Source organism: Catenulispora subtropica, assembly GCF_039531675.1.
In the GTDB taxonomy this organism is placed as follows: Bacteria; Actinomycetota; Actinomycetes; order Streptomycetales; family Catenulisporaceae; genus Catenulispora; species Catenulispora subtropica.
This window is the reverse complement of record NZ_BAAAQM010000111.1, coordinates 1-7,902: the sequence shown is the minus strand read 5'-3', so window position 1 is coordinate 7,902 and position 7,902 is coordinate 1. Positions and strand designations below refer to the sequence as shown.

Here is a 7,902-nt window from a genome sequence, read left to right as displayed (position 1 = left end):
AACCGCACCGGCAGTGTGTTGATAAACGGACCCAGCGCCCGCCCCACCGAACTCGGCACCGCCATCCGGCCGAACAGCACGGTCCCGAACACCACATCGCGCCGGCCCGTCAACCGCGCCAGCACCAACCCCCACGCCAGATGACACACACTCGCCGCGCTCGCCCCCAACGCCCCCGCCTGCACCCGCATCCGGGCCACAAGACCGGGATCGAGGACCAGCCGGGACTCGACCACCCTTGAGCCGTCGCCGTGGATGTCGAACAGCCCGAACGGCGCGGTAGGCGTCGTGATGTCGGCCAGCCGGCCGGTGAAGTACGCCTCGTGCTCGTCCTGCCCGACGCCGTGCGCCAACGACGCGATGAAGTCGCGGAAGGGGCGCGGCTCCGGAAGGTCGGCGGCGCGGCCCGCCAGGTGGGCTGCGATCTCCCGGTCGATGACGTCGGTCGTGGTGTGGTCGCCGGCAAGATGGTGCAGCTGGATCACCAGAAGCCAGCAGGACTCCGCCGGGTCGTGGGTGAAGAACGCACGCAGCAGCGGCGCGGTGCGGAAGTCCAGGGGACGCGTGGCGGCCTGGGCCCGTAGTGCCGCGACCGCGTCGGCGTCGGCGGTCTCCGCCCCTGAGTCCTCGGCCGGGACCTCCTCCACCGGCAGCGTGGCCCGCCGTCGTACAACCTGCACGGCGTGCGGCAGGCCCTCCCAGAACACCGCCGTCCGCAGGATGTCGTGCCGGTCCACCACGGCCTGGTAGGCGACGAGGTAGGCGTCCAGGCGAGCCCGGTCGGGGAACCGATGGAGCACGGTGAGCACGTACGGATCGGCGCTCGGGGCCATCAGGTGGTGGAACAGCACGCCTTCCTGCACGGGTGCCAGCGGGTACACGTCCTGAATGTCGGCCGCACCGCCCGGGAGCGAGGAGGCCACGCGGTCGAGCTGCTCCTGCGTGAGTCCGGCGAGCGGGAGCATCTCCGGGGTGAGCCGGGTGGCGTCCTCGGGGACGTGCGTCTCGGGCGTGTCCCCCTCGGTGTCGTCGCCCGCTGATTCCGCCACCTGGGCCAGGTCGGCCAGAGTCGCGGTCCGGAAGAGGTCTGTCACGCTGCACCGCAGGCCGTGGTGCCGCATCCGGGACAGCAGCGTGACGGCCAGCAGCGAGTGGCCTCCGAGGTCGAAGAAGTTGTCGAGCCGTCCGACACGTTCGACGCCCAGAAGCTCGGCCCAGATCTCGGCGATGGTCGCCTCGGCGCCGGACGCCGGCTCCTGGTACTCGCGGCGAGCGTAGGCGTCGGCTCCCGGCGCGGGCAGTGCGGACAGGTCCGGCTTGCCGGTGCTCGCGCGCGGTATTTCGGGCAGGGCCACGTAGGCGGCGGGCAGGTAGTGCGAGGGCAGGCACCGGGCCAGTCGGGCCCGCAGCTCGGCAGCCGGCACGGCCGGGCCGGCCGTGCGCGGCACGTAGTAGGCGACGATATGGCGGTCGCCGTCCCGGCGGTCCGCGACGACGACGACGGCTTCGGCGACCGCGTCGTGCTCGGCCAGACGCGCCTCGATCTCTCCGAGCTCGACGCGGAATCCGCGGATCTTGACCTGCTTGTCGGCGCGTCCGGCGAACTCCAGCGTGCCGTCGGCGCGCCACCGGCCCAGGTCGCCGGTGCGGTAGAGCCGCGCCCCGCCGCCCGCGAAGGGGTCGGCCGTGAAGCGTTCGGCGGTCAGGTCGGGCCGGTTGAGGTATCCGCGGGCCACTCCCGCGCCGCCGACGCAGATCTCGCCGAGGACCCCGGCGGGCACGGGCTCGCCGCGAGTGTCCAGGACGTACACCCGGCTGCCGGCGATGGGGCGGCCGAGGGGGACCGGTCCTGCGGTCGCCTCGGCGGCCACCGCGTGGACAGTCGACCAGATCGTGGCCTCAGTGGGGCCGTACTCGTTGAACAGCTGCGCGCGCGGGTGGTGTCGAGCCAGCCCGGCCGCCAGCTGCGGAGGGCACACGTCACCCCCGACGACGACCGTTCGCAGCCGGGCGGCGGGTTCACTGGTGTCCAGCACCGCGAGCAGGTGGACCAGCAGCGACGGCGTGCAGACCAGCGTCTCGATGTTCTGCCGGCCCAGTTCCGTGGCCACCTGCCCCGGATCCAGGGCGGTGGCACGGTCCGCGACCACCAGGGTGCCGCCGCCGGTGAGCGTGCCGAAGAGCACGCCGGTGGCGGCGTCGAAGGCAAGCGGGAGCACCAGCAGGCTCCGACCCGGGCATCCGTAGTACGCGGTGCGCGCCAGAGTCGCGTTGACGACGGCGCGGTGTTCGACCATGACGCCCTTGGGTCGCCCGGTCGAACCGGACGTGTGGATCACATAGGCCAGCCCGTCGTCACCCATCCCGGCCGGACGCGGCGGGTTCTCGACGGACCGCGCGGCCCACTGCCCGGGCCGGCTCATGTCGAGCAGCCGCAGGGGCAGTCCGCCGGCCCATTCAGCCGGCGCGTCGGCGAGGAGAACCGCGGGTTCGCCGGTCAGCAGCAGAGTCCTGCGATGCTCCTCCGGGTGGCCGGGGTCGAGGGGTACGTACGCGGCGCCGGACTTCAGCACGGCCAGGATCGCGGCCACCGCCCGGCTTCCCTCCAGCGCCACGGCGACCCGGTCCTCCGGGCGTACCCCGAACTCCTCACGCAGGTGCCACGCGAGCTGGTTGGCCTGCTCGTTGAGGTCGCGGTACGTCATGCGGTCCGGGCCGTGCACGAGGGCGGGCGCGTCGGGTGTCCGTGAGGCCTGGGCCTCGAACAGCTCGTGCAGGCAGCGTCCTTCGGTACTCGGCGCCGCGGCGGAGACCGACTGCGCCAGCACCTGGGCGCGCAGCGCGGGGTCGAGGAGCGGGAGGTCGTGCAGGGGACGGGTGTCGTCGTCGGCCATGGCCGAGAGCAGGGTGCGCCACACGTCGAGGTGGCGGACGACGCTGGCACGGTCGAACAGGGCGCTCGCGTACTCGACGCCGCCGTGGACCATACCGCCGGACCGGGTCAGGGCCACGGTCAGGTCGAAGCGCGACGTCAGGTGCTCGCCCGCGGGCGCGGGCGCGACGGACAGGCCCGGCAGGTCGAGCCGGCCGGCGCTCTCCGGCTGCCAGCTGAAGGCGATCTGGAACAGCGGGCTCGCCGCGAGGCTGCGCGCCGGGCGGACCAGGTCGACGATCTGCTCGAACGGCATGTCCTCGTGTTCCTGCGCGTCGAGCAGCCGCGTACGGACCTGGGCCAGCCACGTGCCGACCGTCGGACGGTCGCCCGCGTCCAGCCGTACCGGCAGGGTGTTGACGAAGAACCCGATCAAGCCCTCGACCTCGGGCCGGCCGCGGTTGGCGGTCGGCACGCCGACCACCACGTCCTGCTGCCCGGACAGCCTGACCAGCAGCGCGGCCCATCCGGCCAGCAGCGTCGCGAACAGCGTGCAGCCGTGCCGACGGGCCAACGCGTCGAGCCGCGCGACGAGGCCGGCGTCGAGCGCGTACTCCACGAAGCCGCCCGCGAAGTCCTGCTGCTCCGGACGCGGCCGGTCGGCGGGCAGTTCGGACCGCTCGGGCGCGCCGGCCAGCGCCTTTCGCCAGTGGTCGCTCAGCCGTTCCAGCTCCGCGCCGGACAGCCGCGCGTGCTGCCACCGCGCGTAGTCGGCGTACTGCACGGGCAGGTCGGGCAGAGGGTCCGGCTCGCCCGCGACGTCGGCCGCGTACAGGGCGCTCAGCTCGCGCATCAGGACACCGGCGGACCAGGCGTCGGAGACGATGTGATGCATCGTCAGCAGCAGGAGGTGGTCGCCGGGGGCGAGCCGTATCAGGTGGACGCGCAGTAGCGGGCCCCGTTCGAGGTCGAAGGGCGCGGCACTTGATGCGGCGGCGAGCCGGGCGCAGGCGGTCTCCGGGTCGGCCGACCCGCTCAGGTCGTGCTCGGTCCACGGCGGTGCGGCGTCGACCGCGATCCGCTGCACGGGCCGGCCGTCGACGGCGGCGAAGGTCGTCCGCAGCACCTCGTGACGTTCGACGATGCGGTTCAGGGACCGGCGCAGCGCCGCGGCGTCGAGGTCGCCGGCCAGGCGGAGGGCGAGCGGGACCTGGTAGGCGGCCCCCAGGCCGTCCATCTGGGCGAGGAACCACAGGCGCTTCTGCGCGAAGGACAGCGGGGGAGCGGTGTCCCGCGGGCCGGGGGTGATCGGCGGCCCCGAAGTGCCGCGCGCGGCGGCGACCGCGGCGGCGTAGTCGGCCAGCACCGGCGCGTCGAACAGGGCCCCGATCGGCACGTCGACGCCGAGTGCCGACCGTACCCGCGAGGTGAGCCGGACGGCGAGCAGCGAGTGGCCGCCGAGCGTGAAGAAGTCGTCGTGCCGGCCGATGCGCTCGACGCCGAGCACCTGCGTCCAGATGTCGGCCAGTCGGGCCTCCAGGCCCGCGGTCGGAGCCTGGTACCCCTGACGGGCGAAGGCCAGGCCGTCGGGCGCGGGCAGGGCCGCGCGGTCGAGCTTGCCGTTCGGCGTGAGCGGCAGCGACGCCAGCCGGACGTAGGCCGCCGGCACCATGTGTTCGGGCAGCCGGGCGCTCAGGTGGGCCCGCAGCTCCTCGGCGGTCGCCTCGTGCGCCGTGGGCGTGTAGTACGCGACCAGCCGCGGCTCGTCCGCGGTCTGATCGGGGACGACAGCGGCGCGCTGCACCGCGGCGTGCTCACCGAGACAGGCCTCGATCTCGCCCGGTTCGATCCGGTGCCCGCGCAGCTTGATCTGCTCGTCGATCCTTCCGAGGTATTCCAGAGTGCCGTCCGGCAGCCAGCGCGCCAGGTCCCCGGTGCGGTACATCCGCGCGCCCGCGCCGGCGAAGGGATCGCGCGGGAAGCGCTCGGCGGTCAGCTCCGGCTGATTGAGGTAGCCGCGCGCGACGCCGGCGCCGCCGATGTACAGCTCGCCGGGCACCCCGGTCGGAGCCGGACGCCCGGTCCGGTCGAGCACCTGGACGCGGGCGCCGGCGATCGGCCGGCCGATCGGGACCGTGTGCGGCGGCAACACTGGCGCGCAGCGGTGGACGGTCGCCCACACGGCTGCCTCGGTGGGGCCGTACTCGTTGAACAACGCGGTGTCGGGAAGGATCTGTTGTGATGCGGCGACCAGGGAGGGCGGGCACACTTCGCCGGCGACGGCGACGACGGTCAGGGCGAGCTGACGGCCGTCCAGTTCGGGCAGGAGCCGCTGGTACAGGGACGGCACGCACAGCAGGCTGTCGACGTCGTGGCGCTCGGCCAGTTCCGCGAGCCGCCCCGGGTCGCGCACGTCGTCCGGACCGGTGAGGACGAGCGTGCCGCCGCGTGTCAGGGTGCCGAAGATGCCAGCGACCGAGCTGTCGAACGCGATCGAGGACAGCAGCAGGAACCGCCGGGGAGACGGGTAGACCGCGGCGCGGGCCCGGGTCGAGCTGACAGCCTGGCGGTGCTCGACCAGCACGCCCTTGGGCCGGCCGGTGGATCCCGAGGTGTAGATCACGTATGCGAGGTGCGAGGGCCGCACGCGGGAGGCCCTGGGGGCGGCGCTGCCGGGCTGACCCGGGTCGTCGAGGGCGGCATCGATGGCGGCATCGATGGCGAGCACCGGCACGGCGCGGCCGGCCGCGGCGGCCAGGCCGGGGCCGCGGTCACCGTCGGCCAGCACCGCCACCGGCGCGCTGTCGACCACCATCGCGGCCAGTCGCGGCAAGGGGTGAACCGGGTCCAGCGGCACGTACGCGGCACCGGACTTGAGCGCCGCCAGCGCGCCGATCACCTGGTTCATGGTTCGCCCGGCGTACACCGCCACGCGGTCGTCGGGGCGTACGCCGAGCGCGTGCAACCTGCCGGCGAGCCGGGCTGCGCGGGCGTCCAGCTCCGCGTAGGTCAAAGACTCCTCGTCCTGGACCAGCGCGACCGCGTGGGGGTGCGCCGCGGCCTGGCGCTCGAAGAGTTCGTGCAGGCAGAGCCGGTCGTCGGGGGCCGCGCCGCCGCCGTCGCTCCAAGCGGCCAGCCGGGTACGTTCGACGTCCGGGAGGACGTCGAGGTCCCCGATCGGCTGTTCCGGGTCCTGCGCGAGCGCGGTGGTGAGCGCCCGCAGGGCCGTGTGGAGGAAGTCGCAGACGCGCCGGGCCTGCTCGTCGTCGGGCGCCTGGGCGGTCAGGCCGAGGCGGCCGCCGAAGTCGTCCACGGACATGGTCAGCGGGTAGTTGGTGCGTTCCTCGCCGCCGACCACGTGGATCCCGGCCCACGCCTCGGGCTGGTCGGACATGGTCGTCGCGTAGCGGTAGTTGAGCAGTGAGGTGAACAGCGGCGCGGGTGCCGGAACCCCGCTGCACCGCTGGGCGAGCGCCAGCGAAGCATGCTCATGCCGCAGCAACTCCGCCAATGCCGCATGCGTCTGGCGGACCGCCTCACCGACACCCCGGCCGTCCATTTCCAACCGAACCGGCAGGGTGTTGATAAACGGGCCCAGTGCCCGCCCCGCAGAACCGGACACCGCCATCCGGCCGAACAACACGGTCCCGAACACCACATCGCGCCGGCCCGTCAACCGCCCCAGCACCAGCCCCCACGCCAAATGACACACACTCGCCGCACTGACCCCCGCGCTCCGTGCGAGGTCCCGCACGCGCTCGGCCACCTCGGGATCCACCGGCATCCGGAACTCGGCGACCCCTGTGCCGTCGCCACCGATGTCGGTCAGGGCGAGCGGCGCCGTCGGCTCGTCGATGTCGCCGAGCATCCGCGTGAAGTACTTCTCGTGAGCGGCGGGGTCGGCGCCCTGGCGCACCTCGGCGACGAACTCCCGGAAGGGGCGCGGCGGCGGGAGTTCTTCCGCGTGACCGAGCAGGCAGGCGGCGAGTTCGGCGTGCAGGACCTCCAGCGTGGTGTGGTCGCCGACCAGGTGGTGCAGCAGCAGAACCAGCAGCCAGCGCCGGCCCGGTTCGTCGTGCGCGGTGACCAGGCGCAGCAACGGTGGCCGGTCCAGTTCAAGGCGCGTCGTGCGGGCCTGGAGCCGGGCGTGCAGCCTGTCGACCGCGTCGCTGCCGTCGCCGTCGCCGTCGCCGTCGCCGTCGCCGTCGCCGGCATCCAGCTCCACTTCGTCCACGGGCAGCTCGACGTCGCGCAGCACCACCTGGACCGGCTCGGGCAGGTCCCGCCACACGACGGCGGTCCTCAAGATGTCGTGCCGCTCGACCACCTGGCGGAAGGCGGCGAGATACGCGTCGAGCCGTTCCCGGCTGTCGAAGGCGTAGGTCAGCGACATCAAGTACGGATCGGCGTCCTCGTGGCGCAGATGGTGGAAGAGGATGCCCTCCTGGAGGGGGGCGAGCGGGTAGACGTCCTGGACGTTGGCCGCGCCGCCGGGTACGGAGGCGATGATCGCGTCGATCTGATCCTGCGTCAGCTCGACCAGCGGCAGCAGAGCGGGCGTGATCCGCAGCGGCGGCGTCCACCAGCCCTCGACCGCGCCGGCGCGATCGAGCAACTCCTGCTTGTACCGGCGCACCTGCTCGACCAGCCCGGGGTCCAGCGACCGCCGGTCGGCGCGGATCCGCAGGTCGCCCCCGACAGCGCTCAGGCGTACGGAGTGCGCGGCCAACTGGAACAGCAGCTCGTCCAGGCTCACAGGGTCAGCTCCAGGGAGTCCGAGGCGTCGTCGTCCTGCCGGTCCGCGCCGTCGCCCACGGCGGCGATGAGGTTCCTGGGTATCCGTGTCTCGCCGACCGCCTCGACACTGGCCGCGAGCGCGGCGAGCGTCGGACGTTCGAAGAGCACCCGGACGTCGAGGTGCAGGCCGATACGGCGCATCCGCTCGATCAGCGTGAGGGCGAGCAGGGAGTGGCCCCCGAGGTGGAAGAAGTCGTCGTGGCGGCCGACGCGCTCCACTCCCAGCAGTTCGG

The 7,902-nt window shown here is 73.4% G+C and carries 1 protein-coding gene and 1 pseudogene; both read right to left on the bottom strand.

Annotation, left to right across the window (positions count from 1 at the left end):
• Positions 1 to 7,628 (bottom strand): amino acid adenylation domain-containing protein (locus tag ABD466_RS44010; protein WP_344663283.1); only part of this gene is annotated, 7,628 nt, incomplete at its 3' end.
• A 59-nt stretch (positions 7,629 to 7,687) separates the two neighbouring features.
• A pseudogene (locus ABD466_RS44005) lies at positions 7,688 to 7,902 on the bottom strand (phosphopantetheine-binding protein); the annotation flags it as partial.